The 24,496-nt window shown below is 34.5% G+C and carries 20 protein-coding genes; 6 read left to right on the forward strand and 14 right to left on the reverse strand.

From position 1 onward, the window contains the following. Positions 1–26 precede the first annotated feature (26 nt). Positions 27–1,295, reverse strand: coding sequence for a group II intron reverse transcriptase/maturase (gene ltrA / locus LBP67_06700; protein ID MDR2084666.1), 1,269 nt, complete (start codon positions 1,293–1,295; stop codon positions 27–29). Positions 1,296–2,467: 1,172 nt separating this feature from the next. On the opposite strand from ltrA, the gene LBP67_06705 reads away from it, so the two are divergent. Continuing rightward, positions 2,468–3,232 (forward strand): LuxR C-terminal-related transcriptional regulator, encoded by a 765-nt coding sequence (locus tag LBP67_06705; GenBank protein ID MDR2084667.1) that lies wholly within the window; start codon positions 2,468–2,470, stop codon positions 3,230–3,232. Here the strand turns inward: LBP67_06705 and LBP67_06710 are convergent. After that, positions 3,229–3,813 carry a phosphoglycerate mutase family protein gene (locus LBP67_06710; GenBank protein MDR2084668.1) on the reverse strand — a complete coding sequence of 195 codons (585 nt, stop codon included), beginning with the start codon at positions 3,811–3,813 and terminating at the stop codon, positions 3,229–3,231. The genes LBP67_06705 and LBP67_06710 overlap by 4 nt on opposite strands. Before the next feature lie 136 nt (positions 3,814–3,949). On the opposite strand from LBP67_06710, the gene LBP67_06715 reads away from it, so the two are divergent. From LBP67_06715 to LBP67_06725, 3 genes are all read left to right on the forward strand, one after another. Continuing rightward, the gene (locus LBP67_06715) at positions 3,950–6,010 is read left to right on the forward strand and encodes an AAA family ATPase (GenBank protein MDR2084669.1); all 2,061 of its coding nucleotides are present in this window, start codon (positions 3,950–3,952) and stop codon (positions 6,008–6,010) included. 174 nt (positions 6,011–6,184) lie between these two features. Then, a complete protein-coding gene (locus LBP67_06720; protein MDR2084670.1) occupies positions 6,185–6,712 on the forward strand; it encodes a GNAT family N-acetyltransferase in 528 nt (175 codons plus the stop codon). Between the two features lie 209 nt (positions 6,713–6,921). Then, positions 6,922–7,488, forward strand: a complete 567-nt coding sequence (locus LBP67_06725) for a DUF5698 domain-containing protein (GenBank protein MDR2084671.1) — start codon at positions 6,922–6,924, stop codon at positions 7,486–7,488. 420 nt (positions 7,489–7,908) lie between these two features. Here the strand turns inward: LBP67_06725 and LBP67_06730 are convergent, their stop codons facing one another. After that, positions 7,909–8,247 carry a phage holin family protein gene (locus LBP67_06730; GenBank protein ID MDR2084672.1) on the reverse strand — a complete coding sequence of 113 codons (339 nt, stop codon included), beginning with the start codon at positions 8,245–8,247 and terminating at the stop codon, positions 7,909–7,911. Positions 8,248–8,592: 345 nt separating this feature from the next. On the opposite strand from LBP67_06730, the gene LBP67_06735 reads away from it, so the two are divergent. Further along, on the forward strand, positions 8,593–9,132 hold the full coding sequence (locus LBP67_06735) for an ORF6N domain-containing protein (GenBank protein ID MDR2084673.1): 540 nt from the start codon (positions 8,593–8,595) through the stop codon (positions 9,130–9,132). Positions 9,133–9,180: 48 nt separating this feature from the next. Here LBP67_06735 and hutI read toward each other — a convergent pair whose 3' ends face one another. From hutI to LBP67_06790, 11 genes are all read right to left on the reverse strand, one after another. Then, complete coding sequence (gene hutI / locus LBP67_06740; GenBank protein ID MDR2084674.1) at positions 9,181–10,434, reverse strand: imidazolonepropionase; 1,254 nt, start codon at positions 10,432–10,434, stop codon at positions 9,181–9,183. A gap of 112 nt (positions 10,435–10,546) precedes the next feature. Continuing rightward, positions 10,547–11,893 (reverse strand): ABC transporter permease, encoded by a 1,347-nt coding sequence (locus LBP67_06745; protein MDR2084675.1) that lies wholly within the window; start codon positions 11,891–11,893, stop codon positions 10,547–10,549. A 6-nt stretch (positions 11,894–11,899) separates the two neighbouring features. Next, the gene (locus tag LBP67_06750) at positions 11,900–12,814 is read right to left on the reverse strand and encodes an ATP-binding cassette domain-containing protein (GenBank protein MDR2084676.1); all 915 of its coding nucleotides are present in this window, start codon (positions 12,812–12,814) and stop codon (positions 11,900–11,902) included. Positions 12,815–12,824: 10 nt separating this feature from the next. Then, complete coding sequence (gene dnaJ / locus LBP67_06755) at positions 12,825–13,988, reverse strand: molecular chaperone DnaJ (GenBank protein MDR2084677.1); 1,164 nt, start codon at positions 13,986–13,988, stop codon at positions 12,825–12,827. 26 nt (positions 13,989–14,014) lie between these two features. Continuing rightward, the gene (locus tag LBP67_06760; protein MDR2084678.1) at positions 14,015–14,611 is read right to left on the reverse strand and encodes a nucleotide exchange factor GrpE; all 597 of its coding nucleotides are present in this window, start codon (positions 14,609–14,611) and stop codon (positions 14,015–14,017) included. Between the two features lie 138 nt (positions 14,612–14,749). After that, on the reverse strand, positions 14,750–15,418 hold the full coding sequence (locus LBP67_06765) for a biotin--[acetyl-CoA-carboxylase] ligase (protein MDR2084679.1): 669 nt from the start codon (positions 15,416–15,418) through the stop codon (positions 14,750–14,752). Between the two features lie 150 nt (positions 15,419–15,568). After that, on the reverse strand, positions 15,569–16,417 hold the full coding sequence (locus LBP67_06770; GenBank protein MDR2084680.1) for a metallophosphatase: 849 nt from the start codon (positions 16,415–16,417) through the stop codon (positions 15,569–15,571). 40 nt (positions 16,418–16,457) lie between these two features. After that, a complete protein-coding gene (locus LBP67_06775; GenBank protein MDR2084681.1) occupies positions 16,458–17,210 on the reverse strand; it encodes a 5'-nucleotidase C-terminal domain-containing protein in 753 nt (250 codons plus the stop codon). A 700-nt stretch (positions 17,211–17,910) separates the two neighbouring features. Beyond that, a complete protein-coding gene (locus tag LBP67_06780) occupies positions 17,911–18,417 on the reverse strand; it encodes a cob(I)yrinic acid a,c-diamide adenosyltransferase (protein ID MDR2084682.1) in 507 nt (168 codons plus the stop codon). Positions 18,418–18,585: 168 nt separating this feature from the next. Then, on the reverse strand, positions 18,586–19,287 hold the full coding sequence (locus LBP67_06785; protein ID MDR2084683.1) for an ABC transporter ATP-binding protein: 702 nt from the start codon (positions 19,285–19,287) through the stop codon (positions 18,586–18,588). 220 nt (positions 19,288–19,507) lie between these two features. Then, on the reverse strand, positions 19,508–20,869 hold the full coding sequence (locus tag LBP67_06790; GenBank protein MDR2084684.1) for a hypothetical protein: 1,362 nt from the start codon (positions 20,867–20,869) through the stop codon (positions 19,508–19,510). On the opposite strand from LBP67_06790, the gene mfd reads away from it, so the two are divergent. Beyond that, the gene (mfd, locus tag LBP67_06795) at positions 20,858–24,250 is read left to right on the forward strand and encodes a transcription-repair coupling factor (GenBank protein MDR2084685.1); all 3,393 of its coding nucleotides are present in this window, start codon (positions 20,858–20,860) and stop codon (positions 24,248–24,250) included. The genes LBP67_06790 and mfd overlap by 12 nt on opposite strands. Positions 24,251–24,496 lie beyond the last annotated feature (246 nt).

Consider the following 24,496-nt stretch of genomic DNA (forward strand, 5'->3'; position numbering starts at 1 on the left):
GAAAGTCTCCCCTCATACGGCTCTTCTTATCCAAACGGCTTCAATCTGTTAGGTTTGGCTCCATATTGCCAATGATAAAACAAACGAGGATTTTCAGATGCCACTTTCACTAACCACTTATAAGCCTTGTTCGGATTTCTCCTAAAACGCTTATACTTCCTTTCTGCCCAACGTGCTAATTTCAAATTGATTTCCTGAAGAAAGGATTTCAGCGAACTACTATAGAATTTTCCGTAATAGTTTATCCAACCTCGAACCTCCGCATTTATACCTACAGCAATGTCAGATAGTTTTATCTGCACACGCCTGCTCAGATTCCAGCATCGCATCTTTTCGTGGATGCGTTTCTTAGCTTTCTTGCTGATTGCAGGGGAAAAGCCATTGAAAACCTGACCACTTTTGTTTCTCAAAGCACGGGGTTGAAAGGTATAGCCTAAGAAATCAAATGTAATTTCAGTATGCTCTCCTTTTCGTTTTCCGTCTTTGCAGTAAACTATACGTGTCTTGGCTTCGTTCAGCTTTAACTTGCAGGTTGCAAAACGTTCGATTATGGACGTTTCAAGCCTTTGGGCTTCTTCAAGATTCCGACAATGACATATCGTATCATCGGCATAACGTTCAAAAGGAATAGATGGATAGTAAATCGACATCCATTTGTCGAACGCATAGTGAAGATACAGGTTCGCAAGAACCGGCCCTATGACTGAACCTTGCGGTACACCCATGTTTCTTTCTATGCGTTCTCCAGATTGAGTCGCATACGGAACTTTCAACCAACGCTTTATGTAAAGCAGTATCCACTTTTCATGAACATGACGCTCTACGGCCTTCATGAGTAAATCATGGTCTATGGTATCAAAGAATTTGCTGATATCCATATCCAATACCCAATCATACCGCCAACAGCGCTCCCGTGCTTTTGCCAATGCATCATGAGCACTTCGATTCGGTCGATAACCATACGAATCTGCATGAAACTCTTGTTCCATTCTCGGTTCTATCAGCATGACAACCGCCATTTGAGCGACACGGTCTTCTACTGTTGGAATACCTAATGGACGTGTCCCACCCGAAGATTTAGGTATATCCACCAACTTTACAGCATCAGGAAAGTAACTTCCCGAACTCATGCGGTTCCACAGCTTGTATAAGTTACATTTGAGATTACCCTCAAAATCGGTTATACTTACATTGTCAATCCCCGCACTTCCTTTGTTTGCTTTAACCCGTTTCCAAGCATCCATTACTGTATGCTTGTCGATTATAAACGGTTTTGCGTTTTGATTTTGTGTCATCCTAAAATTTAATTAGTTGTACAATACAAATACGCCGGATAAGCTGCCCCCTTCGCTCCATTGCCATTACAGCAACTTCATCACTACTACGAAGCAGTCCGCCCCCACCAAAAGCATCGGTACTCAAACCTTGCAGGGTGACTGCTTTTGGTTGCTCCCTTAGCATCTTTTGGTGGGTTCCCGTGTTCCACAACATAGCCTCCATATAGGTCATGCCACCTCTACGCCGGATGCCGAACAGACAGTAAACAGGTTCCCTCTGAACTTATCCCGGATTTCTTGCATCAATCCGGTTTTGACATCATCTTATTGCATTTCGACGCATAATCAATGGTTCCCTTTCGGTCATCTCCTATACAGCCACCTGACGGCTAATGCCGCCATGTATCGCTCACTACCCTGCCTTTTGAACAGAGCAGCATACATTGGTTTGCAACCTCTTCCTGTAAAGCGATTGCGGAAGGCCAAACTTCCATCTATGTTGCAGTTACGAACGTGGCAGCCATTCCACATTCTCACGGCACACTGCAAGGTGCAAATATCTATATAGATATTTGCACCTTGCAGTAATTACAAAATATTTATTCTCAGCGACTGTCTTTATTTTAAAAAAAATATTACTTTTGTATCTGAGTTTTATATGACAAAGGCAGACAATATTGGTAGAAATGTCTCATTTTTTCTGAACCTAATTTGTACCCCTTAGCTCAAATAGAAATCATCATTCTGTTGAATAACATATGGTTAAGAGAGAACGTTCGGAATCCTCTTTCTCCGCTGAATCACTTCCAAAACATAGACAAAAGGCCTGTAAAACAATGCGTTTTACAGGCCTTTTGCTTTTCGGCAATATCATAACTGAGACGTTTAAAATCAATTTTCAGACGGATTTTGCATCCGAAATTTTATTTAATCATTTTCGAAATGATTATTGGCTTTTACTTGTTCTCCAAAATTTCCATAAAACTTTGCATTTCATCGTTCGGTACTTGCGAAACATCAGTCGTAAACTAAACAATATAGAACAATTAATACACACATAAGCATATTTTTTTAAGTTAATTTTAAACTTCTTTGTTTAAGAATCCTTGCTTTTTGAATTTTTTAGCACAATTCAAATATATTACAAGTACTTCCCCAAATAAATGGTCTTTTATTATTATCTTTGCGCCATGATTTCCAACGACATAACTCCTGCAGAATTATGGGCAAAACAGCAAATTAGTAATCTTGACGTTGACTATGATTTGTGGAATAAGAAGAGAGAATCTATAAAAGATTTCGCCCAAATGAGCCAGAGCTGTATTTTCACAGTTGATGTATTTAAAGAGAGATACGATTTCGCTTCCGATAACTTCTCTACTATTTTCGGATATAATCCCGCATGGATAAAAACAATAAGAAAACAGGGCGATTTATTGGAAGAAAGAATCCATCCTGACGATAGGAGACAACTTATAGAATATCAAATCGAACACGGACAATTTATTTATTCACTCCCCATAGAAGAAAGAAACGATTACCTACAGATATTTCAATACCGGATGCTGAATGCAAAAGAACATTATGTAAATGTTATCAGTCGTCATCAGGTTATTGAAAAAGATAAGAACGGTAAGGCATGGATTATAATGGGAATAATAGATATATCCCCTAACCAGATATCCGCAGAAAAAATCAAAAGAACGGTTATTAATTGCAAAACGGGTGAGATACTTACATCTGCATTAATTCCGATAGAGAAACAACTTACTAACCGTGAAAAAGAAATACTATTATTAATTCGCCAAGGTTTTTTAAGTAAAGAAATTGCAGATAAATTGAGCATCAGCATTTATACGGTTAATAATCACAGAAAAAATATATTGGCAAAGCTTAATGTCGATAATGTAATAGAGGCAATTAATACTGCCCGCGACTTTGGAATAATCTATTAAGGCAACCAATCTAAACTGTTTGTCAACGGATTGGCTCTTTGCCATTGTTTCAATCCCTCATAATTTTTCACATTTCCAGTAAATACTGCATGATATATCTCTATACCCGGAATCATTATACCATCCGGCACATCATATTTAATCTGAAGAATTGTTTTGCGTATTTCGGGAGTTAGTTTTTTGATTATGGCTTCGGTAACCTTTTCTACTGTGCCGTCATATTTTGACCCTTTGCGAATATGAATCATGTCGAATTTCCATATATTCATATCTTTATCTTCGTATAATGCATGCCATTCAATACATTCCTCTTCCGTTTTAATCCCGTTTTTATATTGAATTTCTTTCAAAGACAGCCTCTCCGCCAATTCCTGTATAACAGAGAAACTTTCCGCAATATTAAGTTTATCCGTATAAATATGCATATCTATATCCCTATTTTTCATAAACAGACCGGATTTGAGTGAACCAACTATATTAACAGTTGCCCCAATGCGTTCCCACGTCGGAATGATACATGTCTCTTCCAATACCTTCCATGCATTCTGTTGACTCTGTTCTGCAAGTTTAAGAATATTCATTTTCATTTATTAAATGTGCAAAGATACAAAACCAACATTATATATAGCTATAAATAGCCATTTCATACATCATTGCAACATAGTAATTTTGCGCACTAATTTGCGTCTTTTTTAATATAATAACATGGAGAGCTTTATGATATTTAATAAAACTGAAAAACAGGAAAGAGAATATTTACAGCAAGTTATCTATTTGCTGAAAAAGACCATCAACAGTACGGATGTCACAGTGAAAGAACATATTGATACATTGGCGGAATATAAAGATTACCTGTGGTCGAATAAGGATATTGATCCGCACGAAATACGTTCTATGAGGGAAAGCATTCTGAATCATTTTGCATTGGGAGAAAATGTAATTAACAAACGTAACCGATTGGGAAAGATACTGGATATTCCTTATTTCGGTCGAATTGACTTTAAGGGAAGAAAAGAAAACGACAAGGTATTAGCCGTTTATATTGGAGTCAATTCATTTTACGATTCTGATAGTAAGATTGGACTTATTTATGATTGGCGTGCGCCGATTTCAAGCATGTTTTACGACCATGAATTGGGAGAGGCCTCTTACATTTCTCCGACAGGTAAGGTAGAAGGTGATATTTCATTGAAACGTCAATATCGTATCCGAAACGGAAAAATGGAGTTTATGATTGAAAGTTCTCTGACTGTTCATGACGATATTCTGCAGAAGGAACTCAATTCCAATGCAGACGATAAAATGAAAAATATTGTTGCTACCATCCAACGGGAGCAAAACAGAATTATCCGTAATGAAAATGCGAATGCTTTGATTATTCAAGGGGTGGCAGGTTCGGGAAAAACATCCATCGCCCTGCATCGCATCGCTTACCTGCTTTATACCTTCAAGGGTACTATTTCTTCAAAGGATATACTGATAATTTCACCTAATAAGGTGTTTGCCGACTATATTTCTAATGTGCTTCCGGAACTCGGTGAAGAGATTATTCCTGAAACAAGTATGGAACAAATACTTTCCGATGTGCTGGATAACAAATATAAATTTCAAAATTTCTTTGAGCAGGTAAATGAATTGCTTACGAAGCCCGCTCAGGGCTTTACTGACCGAATATTGCATAAGGCATCTTTTGATTTTATTTCTCAATTAGACAGGTTTATTATTTATATCGAAAACAACTACTTCAAAGCGGTGGATGTGAAACTTACAAAACATTTTACTATCCCCGCCGGATTTATTGAAGAACAGTTCCGGCGTTTCAACCGTTACCCGATGCGTCAACGTTTTGAACCGATGGCAGATTATATTTTGGAAATGACACGGATACAATATCGGATTACTGCTACTACCATCGAACGAAATATGCTAAAAAAAGAAATAAAGAAGATGTTTGCCGGAAATAATGATATTAATGTTTATAAAGATTTATACAAATGGATAGGTAAGCCCGAAATGTTTAAAATGCGAAAAAACCGCACGCTTGAATATTCAGATTTAGCACCTTTGGCATATCTCCATATTGCATTGGAAGGAAATCATACACAAAATCGTGTCAAACATCTTTTGATTGACGAAATGCAGGATTACTCACCCATACAGTATAAGTTGATACAAAAACTTTATCCCTGCCGGAAAACCGTTTTGGGTGATGCAAGCCAATCGGTCAATCCTTACGGCTCATCCACTGCCGATATGATTCGGAAAGCACTTATTACAGGGGAAGTGATGAAGTTGCACAAAAGTTACCGCTCAACCTATGAGATAACAGATTTTGCACAAAAGATACATGCAAACAATGAGCTGGAGCCAGTTGCAAGACATGGAGAGAATCCGCAATTTCTAAAGTTAAAAAAGGAGGAAGATGAAATTTATACGATTGTCAATCTAATCTCTGTATTCAAAAAATCCGGGTACAAGTCGCTTGGAATTGTTTGTAAGACAGAATCACAAGCAAAAGAAATTGCAGAAAAGTTAAAAACATATACAGACGATGTTTACTTCCTTTCAAGCCGGAGTTCCGCTTTTGTACAAGGAATTATCATCACTTCAGCTCACATGGCAAAAGGTTTGGAATTTGATGAAGTGATAATTCCACAAGCAACCGACAAGAATTACAATTCGGAGATTGACAGGAGTATGCTTTATGTTGCAGCAACAAGGGCAATGCACCGATTGACATTGACTTATATCGGAACGAAAAGTAATTTTATTAAATAATTTCCTGTATATTCCAATACATTCAAAAGAATTGCTTATCATCGTATTAGAGTTATTTGAAATAATGGTAAAACAACACAGGCCAAGGAATTTGGCTCAATCCTAAATTGTTACTCATTGTTTACTTTCTGGCAATGAAAATATTTTTCTACTTTTGTAAAATTTTAGAAAGTTATGAAACTCAAACGAATCACGAATAGTAAAAACCCGGAATCTAAAACGCTTATCAATCTCCATAACGATATATTTCCCGAATACGAACGCTTTTACAAAACGCATTTGTGGGCTAATTTAATAGATAATGCTTCATTTATGCACTTTAATGCAATTTATGAAAATGATGAATTAGCCGGTTTTTTCATTTATTGGGATTTAGAAGATGCTTATTACATTCATTTTATTGCTGTTCGTTCTGAAATGCGTAACAGAAAAATTGGTCAACAAATATTGGATTGGGTTTCAGCTAATCTGCATAAACCGGTTTTTCTCGAATCTGAAATTCCATACGATGAAATGACAAGCCGCAGACTAAGTTTTTATAAAAGAAATGGGTTCAGTGAGTTAGCCAATGATCCTAAAATCCTTTCCGAAGTTCGCAAAGGTGGTCATCCATTATGGTTTATGGGAACTCAAAAGGTAAATAATTTGGATGATTATTTGATAAAAGTCAGGGAGAATGTCTATTATGCTACAGGGGAATAGAACATTAAATTTTCTTTAATAGTTTACAATAATTTTTTAATAATAAGTTTTTATATATAAAATAATTTTGTGCCGTTTATTATATTCTGTTCGATATAAAGCTGTACAATTTTATATCGCAAAGATAAAACCCGCATTAAAATATTTTCACAACATAATAAAATATAATCCAAATAAATGCGTTAGCTACGTGAAGTTATTTTATTATTATGTCGGCAATACTTGATCAATATACTTATCTTCTTCCAATTCTTATCTTTTTCGGGAGGATTTGTGATGTAACCTTAGGTACACTACGAATCATTTTTGTATCAAAAGGAGAAAAATACCTTGCACCTATCATAGGTTTTTTTGAAGTTTTAATTTGGATTACAATTATTTCCGAAATTTTATCCCGAGCAAACAGCATTGTTTCATACCTCTCGTATGCAGCCGGATATGCAACCGGAAATTATGTCGGAATACTAATTGAGAAACGTATTGCTTACGGTATTGTTCTATGTAAAGTTTATATAAAAAAGAACGGAAAAGATTTGTTGAATCTTTTAAATAAAAAAGATTATGGAGCTACTTTGCTTCATGCTTCTGGTTCTATGGGTGATATTGATATAATAGAAACTATTATTGATAGAAAAAAGTTGAAAGATGTTGAGAAAATAATTACAAATTTCGATCCAGAGGTATTTTTCGTTACTGAAGATATTCGTTCAAAACAAAAAGGGATCTTTCCGGTTAAAACACGTACTGTACTTAATCGCTGGCGACAAGGTAAATAGCCGATTCGTTTTAATATAATTTTTTCGATTTAATCGTAATCGCTTATTTTACTTTTCAATTATAAAACAACACAATATGAAATTTAATATATATTTAGTGCTAATAAGCGGAGGCAATTTCAAATATCAGAAAGGCTACAACCGAATTTATTAGCAAAACATATGTCATAAATTTATATGACACAAGCTTAACTCTACTACATAAAAAAGTTAAAATTTCTGTAGGAAAAATAAATACGAATAAGTTGTAAAAAATAAACTATATTAAATTCGTATATATAGTTATCAATTCTATATAAATATTTCCTATCCTTGTAAATAAAAATTTATTTACAAGATGTTTTTCAATCTATAAAGAAAATGTATTATAAACTTCTGCAACTATAAAAAATATAATTTTTATCTATTGCAAAAGCAGATCTACATAATGAAACTACTTAAAAGTCCACTGATAAGACTAACAATAACACTGAATAGCAATGCCCACCAGAAGTTATTAACATGGAAGTTATCTCCAAGCAGCCAACTTGCTAATAAAATAACAAGAGCGTTAATAACAAACAAAAACAAGCCTAATGTTAAAGCTGTTATTGGTAAAGATAAAAATTGTAGAAAAGGTTTTACGAAAGCGTTTAATAAACCTAATACAATAGCGACTAATATTGCAGAACCATAACTTTTTACAGTTATCCCAGGCAAAAGCCAAGCAGTAAAATATACCGCAACACTTGATACAAGTATTTGTAAAATTATTCCCATAATAATAAAATTTTAGTTATTGTTTTTTTAATTCTCAAAAATTTAAAATTGTTACCTAATTTATTATATCTAATTAATGAATTATTTGCAAAAATACATATAAAAAATAAAAGTATAACTCAATAGTGAATAAAAAACTTTTAATTATGATCACACATTAAGTCTAATTAATATTCATTATATTTTATTTTTGATCAATAAGAAAAAATACTTCAATCAAAAAAACAGATTTTCAAACCATTAATAAAATTTCATTAATAAATAATATTAATTAATTTCACATTAATGTTTGGTCACTATTCAATAATTTTGTGATAAATATTTATAACAAATGAATAAAATATTATGGAAATACAAATTATCGAAAAGAAAATTTTTACAATCAAAGAACAACAAGTAATTCTTGATAGCGATGTCGCGGAATTGTATGGTGTTGAAACAAAACGTGTCAATGAAGCTGTAAAAAATAATCCGGATAAATTTCCGGAAGGATATGTTTTGTCTATCTCAGCCGAAGAGTGGCATAAAATGAAGTCGAAAATTTCGACTTCATTTTCCTCCGGAGGAAAGGTTAAGTTACCAAAAGCGTTTACAGAAAAAGGGTTATATATGCTTGCAACTATTCTTAAAAGTTCGGTTGCAACAGAAACTACTATAGCAATTATTGAAACTTTTGCCAAAGTAAAAGAATTATCGAACAACATTACTCAATTGTCGGAACTTACGGATAAAAAACAACAAAAATTTTTAATGCAAAAAAGCGGAAAATTAATTTCGGATATTTTGAATAATGATTTTCAAACTGTTGAAACAGAAACTACACTTGAATTTAATTTATCTGTTTTAAAAGTGAAACATACGGTAGTGAGAAAGCCAAAAGTTTAACTCCTTAACATAATAATGAGAAATCTATAAGTTTCTTAAGATTAGGCCTTATTTCCCTCCTATTATCACCTTTTCAATTTTATTCTCTCCGTACGCATATGGTATATATTCAATTGACGGAATATTCTTTGTTATAAGTATATTTGCTTTTTTACCGACAGTTATTGTTCCAAGTTCTTTCTCTACCCCCATAGCGTAAGCAGTATTAATAGTTACAGCATTAATAGCTTCTATAGGAGTGAGTTTGTAAAGGATAGACGCCATTGAAATAATCAATTGCATATTTCCCGATGGCGATGAACCCGGATTAAAATCAGTTGCCATAGCAACAGGTAAACCTGCTTCAATCATATTTCTTGCGGGAGCATAAACCATATTTAAAAAGAACGCCGCACCTGGCAAAATAGTCGGCATAGTTTGAGAATTTAACAAAGCTTCAATTTCATCATCACCAGTAAACTCAAGATGGTCAACAGAAAGAGCATTATATTTTACTCCGGTCTGAATTCCTCCGGTATAACCAAGTTCATTAGCATGTATTTTCGGTCTGAGACCGTATTTTATAGCTGCTTCGAGAATACGTTCGGTATCTTCAACTGTGAAAAAACCTTTATCACAAAAGACATCTACAAAGTCGGCAAGATTTTCTTCGGCCACTCTCGGAAGCATTTCATTGACAACAATATCAACATATTCTTCTTGCTTTTCACGATATTCCAAAGGAATGGAATGTGCTCCCAAAAAATTGGATTTTATTGTAAGCGGAGAATCCTCTTTCAGTTTTTTGATTACTCTCAACATTTTTAACTCCGATTCCGTTGTAAGTCCGTAACCGCTTTTTATCTCTACAGCACCCGTACCGAAAGAACGCATCAACTCCAACCTTTCCATTGCACTGTTATAAAGATCTTCCTCAGAAGCTTTATGCAGTTTTTTTGCGGAATTAAGGATTCCGCCCCCGCGAGCAGCAATCTCTTCGTAACTCAATCCTTTTATCTTATCTATATATTCAATTTCCCGCGACTGTGCGTAAACGATATGAGTATGAGAATCACACCAAGCAGGTAAAACAAACTTACCAGTTGCATCAATAACTTCCATCTCCAATGTTCCGTCAGAAGTGAACAGTTCACAAGGTATATCTTCCATATTCCCGAAAGAATAAATCAATCCGTCATTTATTATCAGAAATGCATTATCAATAATATCAATCTTATCCATTTCCGCACCGGCACGAAACTTCAATGTTCCTTCTATATCAATTCCGACTAGTTTTTTTATGTTTTTTATTACTGTTATCATAAAATTTGGTTTTAGTTTTTAGATTGAAATACTTTCGGAAAAAAAATAATTTATTTTATTATTAAAATTTTCATATTAATTTATTGTAATCGTATTGTTATTACATTTTTAACTAATATCTAATCCATTTCCACAATTCTCTCCATGTAATTTTCTTGCCGTACATTAAAATTCCGGTACGATAAATTTTACCTGCAAGCCATGTAGTTAGTATAAAGCATGCGACCAATAAAGTCATTGAAATTATTAACTGCCAATAAGGAACACCGAACGGAATTCTCATCATCATTGTTATAGGCGAAGTAAACGGAATCATTGATAACCAGAATGCAACCGGACCGTTTGGGTCTGATGTTATATCTCCGATGAGGACAATCGGTATTATCATAGCGATAGTTACCGGCATCATAAATTGTTGAGTATCGGCTTCATTATCCACAGCTCCTCCAATAGCGGCAAAAATTGATGCAAATAACAAATAACCGGCAATAAAGTAGAATAAGAATGATAATAAAATTACGGGAAAATTTATTGTAGAAATCATATCGAATATCTCCGATACTTTGGAATTCATATCAGTACTTTCAACAACATCAATAACTGCCGTAGAATCGGCATCAGGAAGCATTTGTTGAACTTGAGTAACCGTATCGGCAGGTAAATATTTATTCATCAATGTTGTGTCGAAAACTCCATATAGTGCAAATGTAAGCACAACCCATAAAACAAATTGAGTCAATCCTACAAGTCCGATACCAATAATTTTGCCCATCATAAGCTGGAAAGGCTTAACCGAAGATACAATAACTTCCACAATACGCGAAGCTTTTTCTTCCATCACACCTCTCATCACTTGCGAGCCGAACATAAAAATAAACATATAAATCAGAATCCCGCAGGCAAAACCTAAAATTGTACTAACTTCAGAATATGATTTTTGCTCATCTCCATCATCAGTAATTACATAACTACTGATTTTTATATTCGTTTTAACGGAATCCAACAACTCCTGATCAATTCCGGAAGCTTCAAGTTTTATTCTTTCGGCTTCCTGTGCCATTAAATTTCGAATATAAGTCTTAACGTAATTAGGTACATTGTCTTTGCCGTAAATATATGCTCCGGTCGGAATATTAAATTCCGTTTTAGGAATATAAAGCAAATATTCTATTTCGCTTGATGACATGTTTTTCTTTTCAATTTCAATATCATCATTCAGAAAAATATAAATATACTTTTCATTCGTTTCAAAAACGTCTTTATAAAATCCCGATTCATCAAGAACACCGACAACTGAAACCTTTTCGGCATTTTTTTGTTCGCTCCTAACTGCAATTATCGATGGAATAATTATTACCGCGACCATCAAAATCGGTGTAAGAAAAGTCATTAAAATAAATGATTTCTTTTTTACTCTTGAAAAATATTCTCTTCCAATAATTAGTGATAATTTACTCATAATCGCTTATTTTTCGGTTACGGTTTTAATAAAGATATCATTCATAGTCGGGAGTATTTCATTGAAAGAAGTCAGATTTCCATACTTCATTAATATAGAAATAATTTCGTTTGAAGTTATATCATCAAGATGACTTACAACTCCCTTTAGATGATTCGAGTTTAGAATATATTCGTTGATATTTACCTCAGATAATAAATCTTCTGCCGAAAAATTCGGATAAATATTTAGTTCGAAATTGAATGTATTTGTACCGAATTGTCTTTTTATTTCATTGACTTTTCCTTTTAAAACTATTTTTGATTTATTAATCAGAACAATATCATCACAAAGTTCTTCAACGGAAGCCATATTATGAGTTGAAAAAACTACGGTTGCACCTTCGTCTCTTAATTTCAGAATTTCTTCTTTAAGAGTATTTACATTAACGGGATCGAAACCGCTGAAAGGCTCATCAAATATTAATAATTCGGGTTTATGCAGCACAGTAGTAATAAACTGAATCTTTTGCGCCATCCCTTTTGAAAGCTCTTCAACTTTTTTATCCCACCAGGAAGTAATTTCAAATAGTTCAAACCATTTTTTTAATTCTCTCAAAGCGGTTTGTTTATCAAGACCTTTTAATCGAGCAAGATAAAGAGCTTGCTCACCTACTTTCATTTTTTTATAAAGCCCTCGCTCTTCAGGAAGATATCCGATTTGGGCTATATGTTCCGGCTTAAGCTTTTCGTCATTAAATAAAATATATCCGCTATCGGGAGCTGTAATTTGATTTAAAATTCTAATAAAAGTTGTTTTTCCGGCACCATTCGGACCCAGCAGTCCGAAAATGGAACCTTCCTTAATTGAGAAAGAGACACTATCAAGAGCCAAATGATTCTGATATTGTTTTCTAACGTCAACAGCTTTAATAATTTCCATAAATAAATTTTTAATCGAACATATCCTTAACTCTATCAAAGAAACCCTTATCCTTTATCGTATCCGGCGGATTAAAACTTGATGAATTTTTTAATTGTTCTATCATTTTAGTTTCTTCTTTAGTTAAATGTTTAGGTACCCAAACATTGACGCTCACTAATAAATCACCCTTTCCGTGATAATTAACGGAAGGCAATCCTTTTCCTTTAACTCTAAGCACTTTACCTGTCTGAGTTCCTGCAGGTATTTTAATCTTAACAGGATTTCCGAGAGTCGGAATTTCTAATGAAGCACCAAGAATTGCATCCGAAATATTTACAAATTTATCATACAGGATATTATTATTATCGCGTCTGAAAAGTTTGTGCGGAAGTTCTTCTATAACAACAAGCAAATCCCCGCTGATACCATTCATAGGACCGGCATTTCCTTTTCCGCTAACAGTTAACTGCATTCCTTCCGCCACGCCGGCAGGAATTTTTACAGAGATTACTTCATCCGATTTAACAATTCCGTCGCCACCGCATTTATGACATTTCTTAACAATAATTTTTCCTGTTCCTCCGCAATTCGGACACATCGAAACAACTTGTCTCACTCCAAAGAAACTTTGCTGTACACTTGAAACCTGGCCGGAACCACCGCAAGTGCTACAGGTTTGGTATCCCGAGCCTTTTTCAGCACCCGAACCGCTACATTCATCACATTTGATGTATTTACTGACTTTGATTTTCTTCTCAACTCCGGTAGCAATTTCTTCGAGAGTTAGAGCGAGCCTAACGCGAATATCTTTACCACGGTGAACTCTTTGACGACCACCGGTACGAGTACCTCCGCCAAAAAAACTTTCAAAACCGCCACCAAAGCCACCGCCGAAAATATCACCGAATCTGCTGAAAATTTCATTTATATCCATTTCAGAAGCAGTAAATCCGCCTCCAGCAGCACCTCGCATACCGTCATGACCGAATTGGTCGTATCTGCTTCGTTTATCCGGATCACTCAATACTTCATAAGCCTCAGCTGCTTCCTTAAATTTTTCTTCAGCTTCTTTATCTCCCGGATTTTTATCAGGGTGAAATTGAATAGCTTTCTTTCTGTAAGCAGATTTTATCTCTTGATCGGTAGCACCTTTAGCTACACCCAAAACTTCATAATAATCTCTTTTAGCCATTTATTTTTAACCTTTCTCGAATTAAATTAATTACCGACAACAACTTTGGCAATACGTATAACTTTATCATTCAATGTATAACCTTTTTCAGCCGTATCTATAATCTTATTTTTTTGATCTTCACAAGCTGCAGGAAAATTAGCAATCGCTTCATGAATATCAGGATCAAATTCTTCTCCGTTTGATTTCATTTCTTTCAAACCGCAACTTTGAAGTATTGTTCTGAATTTTTCAAAAATCAAATTAGTTCCTTCTTTCAAAGCATCAATATTGTTAAGATTTTCATAAGCTTTTTCGGCACGGTCAATATCATCAAGTATAGATAGTAGCTTTGAAATCACAGTTTCACTTGCAGTAGTGATAATATCAATTTTTTCCTTGGAAGTCCTTTTTCTATAATTATCAAATTCCGAAAAAAGACGCAAGTATTTATCCTTTGCTTCTGCCAATTCAGCACAAAGTTTTTCATTTTCTTCTGCCAATTTATCTGACTTATTTTTGGTAAAAGATTTTCTCTTTTTTGCACTTAAAATTTTATCATTTATTTCATCAAGATTTTCATCAGTAGATATGATATCATCTTCCTGATAATCCGAATTTTTTAAATCGTCATTCTCTATCATAATTGATCATATTAAAAAAATTTTGCATATAATTTATCAACTTTTCTGCCAAAAAAATCTTTTACGACAAGATGGCAGATTAATTAACATCTTTGATAAAAACAGATTAGTATTTTCAGACATTCGCCCTTACACAATTTATATAATTCCTCCGAACTCATCAATTCCGGTTATACAAAGTTCAACAAGCTTTCCATCAATATTGTACATTGCCGGTTTATTAAGTTTGTAAAGATTTTCCGTATAAATAGAAATGAGTTTCGCAGGATTGCTTTGCATGATTTTAAAATTTTCACTTGCCAAATCTATCAAATCTCTTAACAATTCATTTATTGACATATCATCTTTAGTTATTTTTTTGATTGAAGTCGCATGTGACAAATGCGCCGGAAAATCAATCTGATTAACGTTAATTCCGGATCCAATTATTGATGATTTAATTTCATCGCCGAAAATTTTATTCGAAATCAATATCCCGCAAATTTTATTATCATCAACATAAATATCATTAGGCCATTTGATTTTTATTTGATTATCAGGCGAAAGATATTTTTGCAAAAGTTGAAATATCGAAACCGAAATCGCAACAGTAATTAAATATTGATATTGCGGATGAATTCCCGGTTCAATAACGAAACTACACATAAGATTCTTACCGGATTCGGTTTCCCAAATATGTTCACCTCTACCCTTGCCGCTCGTTTGTTTTTCCGAAACCACAACAAAAGGAATTTTTTCCTGACTGTTCAATAATCTTTGAGCCTCAAGGTTTGTGGAATCAACTGATTTGTATGAGATAATTTTCATAGATATAATAACGGGTTTCTGAGTTAGCGGATAATTGATTTAAGATTTTAGAAAGGTTGAAACTATTAAAAAATATATTTTTCTTTAACGATTTTATTTTCAATCAATTTTCATTTAAAAATTTCATACTCAATTATCAAATATAAATTTTTAATTCTTAATTAAAATAAGATCCAGCCTTCCAACATTTATGCCTTGGCTTCCGGTTTGGGCAATGTAAACTTTTTTTCCGTTTTTATTCGGAGCTTCTTGAGGCTTTTCCAAGAAAGTATGAGAATGCCCACCAATAATGACATCAATAAATTCACTTTGCCGTGCAAGCGCATAATCGTTTATCTTACCTTCATCATCACCGAAACCAAGATGCGATAAACATATTACCAGATCGCAATCAAGCTTATTTTTCAGCAAATCGGACAACTCATTAGCAACCTCAAAAGTATTTTTATAAACAATTCCTTTGATATTTTTCTCAAAAGTAAAACCTTTCAGACTTACTCCTAACCCAAAAACACCTATTCTTAATCCGGATTTTTCAATTATTATATAAGGTTTGACATGATTTTTAAGAACAGTTGCACTAAAATCGTAATTAGCATTAACGAAAGGAAAATCAGCCAATTCAATAAGTTCGAGAAGATTATCCATACCAAGATCAAACTCATGATTGCCGAAAGTTGCAACATCGTAACCAATAGCATTCATCATATCAATTTCGGTTCTTCCTGAAAAAAGATTATAATAAGGAGAGCCTTGCGAGAAGTCGCCGGCATCAAGCACAATCACATTTTGCTCTTCAGCACGCACTTTATTGACATAGGTGGAAATTCTAACCATTCCACCGTTTCCGGCACGATAACCGCCGGCATTATCGTCAAAAGTTTCCACCTGACTATGCATATCGTTTGTGTGAAGAATTACAAGTTTAACTTCTTCCTGACAGTAAGAGAAAAAGGCGAAAAAAAAGAGAACGAATATAGTTAAGTATGTTTTTTTCATTTTTATATAATTTATGGACATTCGGTTTTATCCATTTAAGTTAATTGTTAATTATTCTTCCATCTTTTTTGGAATCAACCGGTGAGTTATTATAAACATATTTTGCGACCGCATCTCTGATGAGAATAGGAGAATCATACCTGTTCACCGCATTCTTCAAAACTTTCATATTATCATTTCCTTCGGCAATAAAATCTATAGTTCCTATTTTGTAAATCTTTTCATTATCAATAGTTTTACCATCTACAAGCAAGGTTTTAATTTCCTTGTTTTCAATAACTAATTTTACACGACTCAGACATTGGACGTTTGTAGCAGCAAAATCCTCAAAAAGTTGCTTAAGAAAATTACCCTTAATCTCAACAATAGTTACATGATTTTCAAAAGGAAATACCTTAAAAATATCTCCTAAAGTAATTTCGCCTTGAGGTAAAGAAGTCCTTAACCCGCCCCTATTCATCAATCCCATATCAACTTTCGTATCAAAAATTTCTTCGGCAGCAGTAGCAATAATATCAGCGGCAAAGTTTCCGAGCACACTTTCTTCCCGAAGCCCTTTATCCATAAAAACCTTGCTGTAGCCAATTACAGAATCCAATATCGTAACAGTGTGTGCTTTGTACACATTCAAAATACTGTCTGCAATCGGATCCTTATTCTCATCAAAAGATTTATCCATAAGAACATTATAACCGTCCAAAGATTTGAGTTCGTAGCTTGCTCTTTTCGTTCCACAACCCAAGAAAAGAACAACCAACAGAGTAACAAGAAGATAAAAATAATTTTTTCTCATTTTAAGTTTAATATTTGGCTTGCAAAGATACGAATTTGATACGATAATATATTATATTATCAGCAATATTATCACCTCGTATATTTCGATTCATATAAATCTACTCGGACTTGGACCTCAATAGAAAAGAACATTTCTTTTGTAAAACAAAAACTTCGTGGGGGTACCATTGTAATTAATATGAATGTCCTACGGACAATCATTGTCATGTTGTACATTTTCCTATTCGTATGTATCGCCTAACGGCGAAAAATATTGAGCTGCATTGACGGGATTATAAATATTAAACTTCTATTGATGCCAGGTGTTTGCAATATTAGTGGTATGATTGCCGCAATTCTCAAATATCCAAATGCTTTCGGATTTGAATGTATCGCCTAACGGCGAAAAATATAGAACTGCACTCACACGGAATTATACATATTATATTTTTATTGATGTTAGATGTTTGCATTATTAGTGGTATGATTGCTGCAATTCTCCAATATTCAAATGCTTTCGGATCGGTATGTATCGCCTAACGGCGAAAAATATTGAGCTGCATTGACGGGGATTATAAATATTAAACTTCTATTGATGTCTGATGTTTGCAATATTAGTGGTATGATCGCGAATAATTATATCATATAATATATAATATGCTGACACGAACTATCTAACTTTTTCCTTTTTGTGTCTTTGTACATTTCTTATATAATAATCAATTAAATTTTAAATACAAGGCATAGAGGTAATCCGACAACCTATTTACAAAGGACAGCACAAATTCTTTTTCGTGAAAGTCTTCGTGTATTGCGGTAATACATCTTTCGGCACGACGGCAAACTGTACGGCAGATGTTGATCTGCGCCGACAATACATTATTTGCCGGAATACTGAATTCGAATTGCTTAGGTAAACTCACAGCTATCCTATCAATCTCAACTTCCATAAGCTTTATCAAAGCATTATTAGGTCCGGAAAATTTGCTGCTAATCTCTTCTGAAGCACATGCTATATATGCCGAAATATCAAAAATCGTTTTTTGTATTACTTCAATAAAATCATGTAGATTATCAGGAATTTCAAAAGTCTTTATCAATCCCAGATATGCATTTAACTCATCTAATGTTCCGTAAGTCTCAACTCTTTCATCGCACTTTTCAACTCGTTTATTACCGATTAATGAAGTCATTCCTTTGTCACCGGTTTTAGTATATATTTTCATAGTTAATATTATTTTTGTTTTGGATTACGAATTTAAATTCATTATCGAAAGAACTTAATTGCAAGAAAATTCATATTTTTTCGGAATTATATAATTTACATTTTAATTTTATGGCAAGTGCGAATCGACAATACTTTCAATTTTATCAGTTTGATTTCTTCATTCTAATTATTTATTTCTTGGAACGTTCGCTATATCAGACACAATTTGTCCGTCCACCATCCTTATTATTCTATGTGCATGAGCCGCTATGTCTTCTTCATGAGTAACGATTATTATAGTATTGCCGGCTTTGTGAATTTCTTCTATCAAACCCATTATTTCAAGAGAAGTTTTGGTATCTAAAGCGCCTGTAGGTTCGTCGGCCAGGATAAGACTCGGATTATTAATAAGCGCGCGGGCCGTTGCAACACGCTGTTTTTGTCCGCCCGACAATTCGCTGGGTTTGTGTTCCATTCTGTCGGATAAGCCAACCTTATCTAAAACATTTATAGCATTCTTTTCTCTCTCGTGTTTCGGAATTCCGGCATAAATCTGCGGAAGCATTACATTCTCAAGAGCAGTTTGTCGCGACAGCAAATTAAAAGATTGGAAAATAAATCCTATTTCCTTATTCCTAATTGCAGCTAATTCTTCATCTCCTATATTGCTTACATCTTTACTGTTGATATAATAATGCCCTGACGATGGTGTATCAAGGCAACCGATAATATTCATCAAAGTCGATTTTCCGGAACCCGAAGGCCCCATTAAAGCAACATATTCGTTTTTATTGATTATTAGCGAAATGCCGCGCAAAGCATTCACAGTAATCGTTCCCATATGGAAGTCTTTGGTAATATTTTCGAGACGAATGATTTCTTTATTCATAAATTTGATTTAAAGATTTAAGGATTTAAAATTTCAAAGATTTATTCTGTACTCCGGATTATATAATTTCGACATAAAAATTTATCTTTCAACAAAATACCTTAGGCAATATCATGAAATTCTATATAATTTAATATCAATAATTGTTTTCATTAACTTTCATCGTTATAAAATATTTCATTTTTCAAATTACAAATATTTAGTTTCTTTCAATGTACAGCTATCTGTAACTTTTTAAAACAAATTGGGCCGTAACCCTCGAGATTTGAGACAAAAGCACATTCTCAGCATCCGCAAATTCCGCCAGATTCTCGTCGGAATAATGTCTTAAAGTCACTAACAACACATTGGAATTATATTTTACTTTGAAGTTATCTTTTAATCTCGAATACATTTTGCTGCAGGCGAATTCGTCATAAGCGGCACAGAAGGAAATTTTCAGCGCCGACATTTGTATCAATCCGATATTCACATTACAATCGTCAGCACAATCGTATATAAGTTTGATATGGTTTGAATTGATTAAAGCTCGCGAACGAGGTTCGCAGGTATAAAGTATCTGATTCTCCGATAGGATTTTTATCGGAGGATATTTTTCTTCGGAAGTGTTAAAAAGATAAGTACCTTGTCTATCTACATTAATGAAAGAACGCACTTGCATTTTGATATTCTTATCCTGCAAAGCAAATAAAGTTTTCTCATGCAGCACTTTCGCTCCGAAAAACGAGAGTTCTATCATTTCAGAGTAACTCATCTTATTAATCTTAACGGCGGGACCGAATATTGGTTTAAGGTTTTGGATTACGGCTTCCGATTTTTCTAATTCAGAACTGAAGTTAGACATTATCACTTTTTCCCCATTCCCTCTCGTCGTTGCATATAACTGCATTTTCGGATCGGCACTGTAAATTCCGTCAACATCTTTCCAGAATATAATTTCCGAAGCATTGGAATAAGCAGCTATAAGTCCGGCAGAATAATCAGAACCTTCGCGACCCAAAGTAACTGATTCGCCACTATAAGCTCCTGCAATAAATCCTTGTGTAATCAAAAACTTATTATTATTCAAACTTATAGCATCTTCTATGCTTCGTTTCGAAAGCACAGTATCGACATTTCCGGCACGCCAATTATCATCCGAAGTAAAAAGTTTTTCCGCATCAAGCAATTTCACATCAAAACCGCAATGCTTCAAATAACTTTCCAGAATAAAAGAAGAGAAACGTTCGCCAAAGCTCACAACCTGATCGTAGAAAAATGAATAATAATCCTTCGAAGTTGTAACAATAACATTCAAACATTCAACAAATAATTCAAAGAGCAATTTGTATGAGTCCTTATCTTCCGGCAATAAATCATAAATAAGAGCTAAATGTTCATTTTTCAGCTCTTCAAACAAATCAATAAAATCTTCTCTTTCGAAAGCTCTATTTGTAATAATTTCCAACTTGTTTGTTGTTTTCCCCATAGCCGAAATAACGATAAATACGCGCTCGTCATCTATTGACTTCAACAATGACGGTACTCTGCGAATACTTTCGGCATCTTTAACCGATGCTCCTCCGAATTTATGAACTATCATATCAAATGCAAAGATACTTTTTATTACCTTTGCACGGTGAAATCTGATAAGAAAAATTTAATTCCGGAGTTATATTCATCGTTTCGTATCTCCGGTGAATTTGAGACTATTCTGAACTCGTCTGAAAAACGTATTATGCTCAAAGGACTCAGCGGGTCTGCTTTAGCTGTTTACCATTCGGCTTTTTTGACTAAAAATGATATGCTGAATTTGGTAATTATGCCTGATAAGGAAACTGCCGCTTACTATTACAACGATCTGGAAAATCTTTCGGGCGAAGTGGGTATGGACATCGAGAAAAAGACGGTTTTATATTTCCCGAATTCATTTACTTCCGCAAATAATATTCATGAAAAGGATAATTTGAATTTGCTTTCGCGGATTGAAGCGGTAAAAAGACTTTCGAAAGGATGTAAAAAAACTACGATTATTACTTATCCGGAAGCAATTGCAGAGAAAACGATATCCCCGAAAGATTTGAACCAAAATAATTTTGTTATAAAGGAAAATTCGGATAGCAGTCTTGATGATGTTTTTGATTATTTGACGGAAAACGGATATGACAGGGTTGAATTTGTTGTTGAGCCCGGACAGTTTTCGCTGCGCGGAAGTATTCTCGACATTTATTCTTTCAGCAATGAATATCCCTTCCGAATTGAATTCTTCGGCGATGAAATCGAATCGCTTAGAAGTTTTAATCCCGTTGATCAAATCTCGGTTAAAAAGCATAAATCTATTACAATCTTTCCTTCATTTAATAATGAAGACAGATTTCACAAACAATCAATAATTGAAACTCTACCGGATGATTCGATTGTTTTTGTTCAGGATATTGATCTGATTGTTTCGCAGGTCGAAAGGCTTTATGAAAAATCTTCCGATGATTTTTCCATAGATAATGAAAAATTCATCAAATCTATCCTAAAACATAAAGTAATCTTAACAGGGATTAATTCAAGTTTTAAAGAGCCGCAAATATTTGAATTTCACACAAAACCGCAAATAGACATAAATAAAAATTTCGATATTCTTCTCGAACACCTTTTAGAATCCACAAGCCAAGGAAAAAGTATTTATATTTGTTCGGAAACAGCTACGCAAATAACTCGTATCAAACGAATTATAGAAGAAATTCTGGGAGACGACATGGATATTGTCAATTGCAATTACATAGAATTATCTATTCACAGCGGATTTATTGATGAGGATAATTTGATTGTAATGCTTACGGATCATCAAATTTTCAACAGATATCATAAATTCAATTTAAGAGACCGATTTAATCGCCGGCAAGTCAATGCAATACAAGAACTCTCGACTTTATCGCCGGGCGATTACGTAACGCATATCGATTATGGTGTAGGAAAATTTGCCGGACTTGAGAAAATTATCAATAACGGCAGAGAGCAGGAAGCAATGCGCATTGTTTACGCTAATAACGACTTACTTTACGTAAACATTCATTCTTTATATAAAGTTTCGAAATTTGCCGGCGGTGACGGCCACGAGCCAAAGCTTAACCGTTTGGGTTCAAGCGTTTGGAATACGTTAAAGACCAGCACAAAGAAGAAGGTTAAGGACATTGCAAAAGAGTTGATTAAGCTTTATGCCGAAAGAAAATCGGCGGAAGGTTATGCATTTTCGCCGGACACTTACATGCAACACGAACTCGAAGCGTCTTTTATGTACGAAGACACGCCGGATCAAGTTAATGCAACACTCGATGTAAAAGCCGATATGGAGAAACCTTATCCTATGGAACGACTGATTTGCGGTGATGTTGGTTTCGGAAAAACGGAAATTGCAGTCAGAGCGGCTTTTAAAGCGGCGGCGGATTCTAAACAAGTTATTGTCTTAGTGCCGACAACAATTCTCGCGATGCAACATTATAATACTTTCTCGGCACGACTAAAAGATTTTCCGGTAAAAGTAGATTACCTCAACCGTTTCCGCAGTTCCGCAGAGCAAAAGAAAGTTCACGAAAGCGTTGAAGCCGGAAAAACTGAAATTCTTATCGGAACGCACATCGTTCTCAATAACAAAATCAAATATAAAGACCTTGGTTTGCTGATAATTGATGAAGAACAAAAATTCGGCGTTGCCGCCAAAGAAAAAATCAGACATTTAAAAACCAATATCGATACGCTTACTTTATCGGCAACGCCGATACCTCGTACTTTGCAGTTTTCTTTGATGGGGGCGCGTGATATGTCAATCCTGCAAACCCCACCGCCGAACCGTCAACCGGTTACAACGGAAGTTCATGTTTTTGACGATAAGGTTATTAAAGATGCCATTGATTACGAGATAAATCGCGGAGGACAAGTCTTTTTCGTGCACAACAGAATACAAAACATTGAAGATGTAGCCGGAATTTTACGTAAAATTATACCCGGAATTACCATTGCTATCGCACATGGTCAAATGGACGGCAAGGATCTGGAAAAGATAATGATAGATTTTATTGACGGGAGATATGATGTGCTGCTTAGCACTAAAATCATTGAGTCTGGATTAGACATTCCGAATGTGAATACAATAATTATTAACGACGCAAACACATATGGTCTCAGCGAGTTACATCAATTACGCGGACGTGTTGGAAGATCCAATAAAAAAGCTTTCTGCTACTTGATTGCACCTCCGCTGACTTTGCTTACCGATGATGCCAGAAAACGATTAAAAGCTATTGAAGAGTTTTCCGAATTAGGAAGCGGCTTTAATATTGCCATGCGCGACTTGGATATTCGTGGTGCCGGGAACATTCTCGGAGCCGAACAATCTGGGTTCATCAGTGATATCGGGTTTGAAGTATATCAGAAAATCTTAAATGAAGCGCTGTCGGAATTAAAATCCGAAAACATTACAGACAGTCCGCAAGATATGCTTGACGAACGAAGTTACAGCAACGACTGTCAGGTTGATACCGATATCGAAGCTTTAATTCCTGATGATTACGTTTCCAATCTTTCCGAAAGAATGCGGATTTACAGAGATATTAACGAATTTCAAAGTGATGAAGATTTCGCAGAATATCAGGTTAAACTCACCGACAGATTCGGGAAAATGCCGGCACAACTTTTCACTCTCTTTGAAGTTTTGAAAATCAAACTTATAGCAAAAAAACTTGGTATTGAAAGAGTTATTTTCAAAAACGGGATTTTAAAATTTTATTTTCTTTCCTCCGACAATCAGGCCTTTTATAACTCTGAGACTTTCAACAGAATTTTGGATTATGTAACAAGTAATCCGAGTAAATGTCGCGTTGGTGACAAAAACGGGAGAATGACTTTGGAAATTATACGGAAGACGTATGACAAAGAGTTTACCTTTACATACATCAGGCAGTTTCTCAACAAATTACTCTATTGTGATGAATAAACTTCAAAACAAAATATTTAAATTTAGAAGAAAGTTTTACTACTATTTCCGGGGGCACGGCAAATATAAAACTCATTCTCAATACGTTTACGATCTATACACTCAATGTTTAAAACCTAACAGGTATTTAGACTTAGAAAGTTATATTTCAAAAATAGAGGATTTCATCGCAAGGCAATCAATCAAGTGCGATTACATGATCATGCGAAATATCAATTCATCTCCAGAAACTTTAAAAGAGTGGCG

It is taken from the genome of Bacteroidales bacterium, assembly GCA_031276035.1.
Classification (GTDB): Bacteria; Bacteroidota; Bacteroidia; order Bacteroidales; family BM520; genus RGIG7150.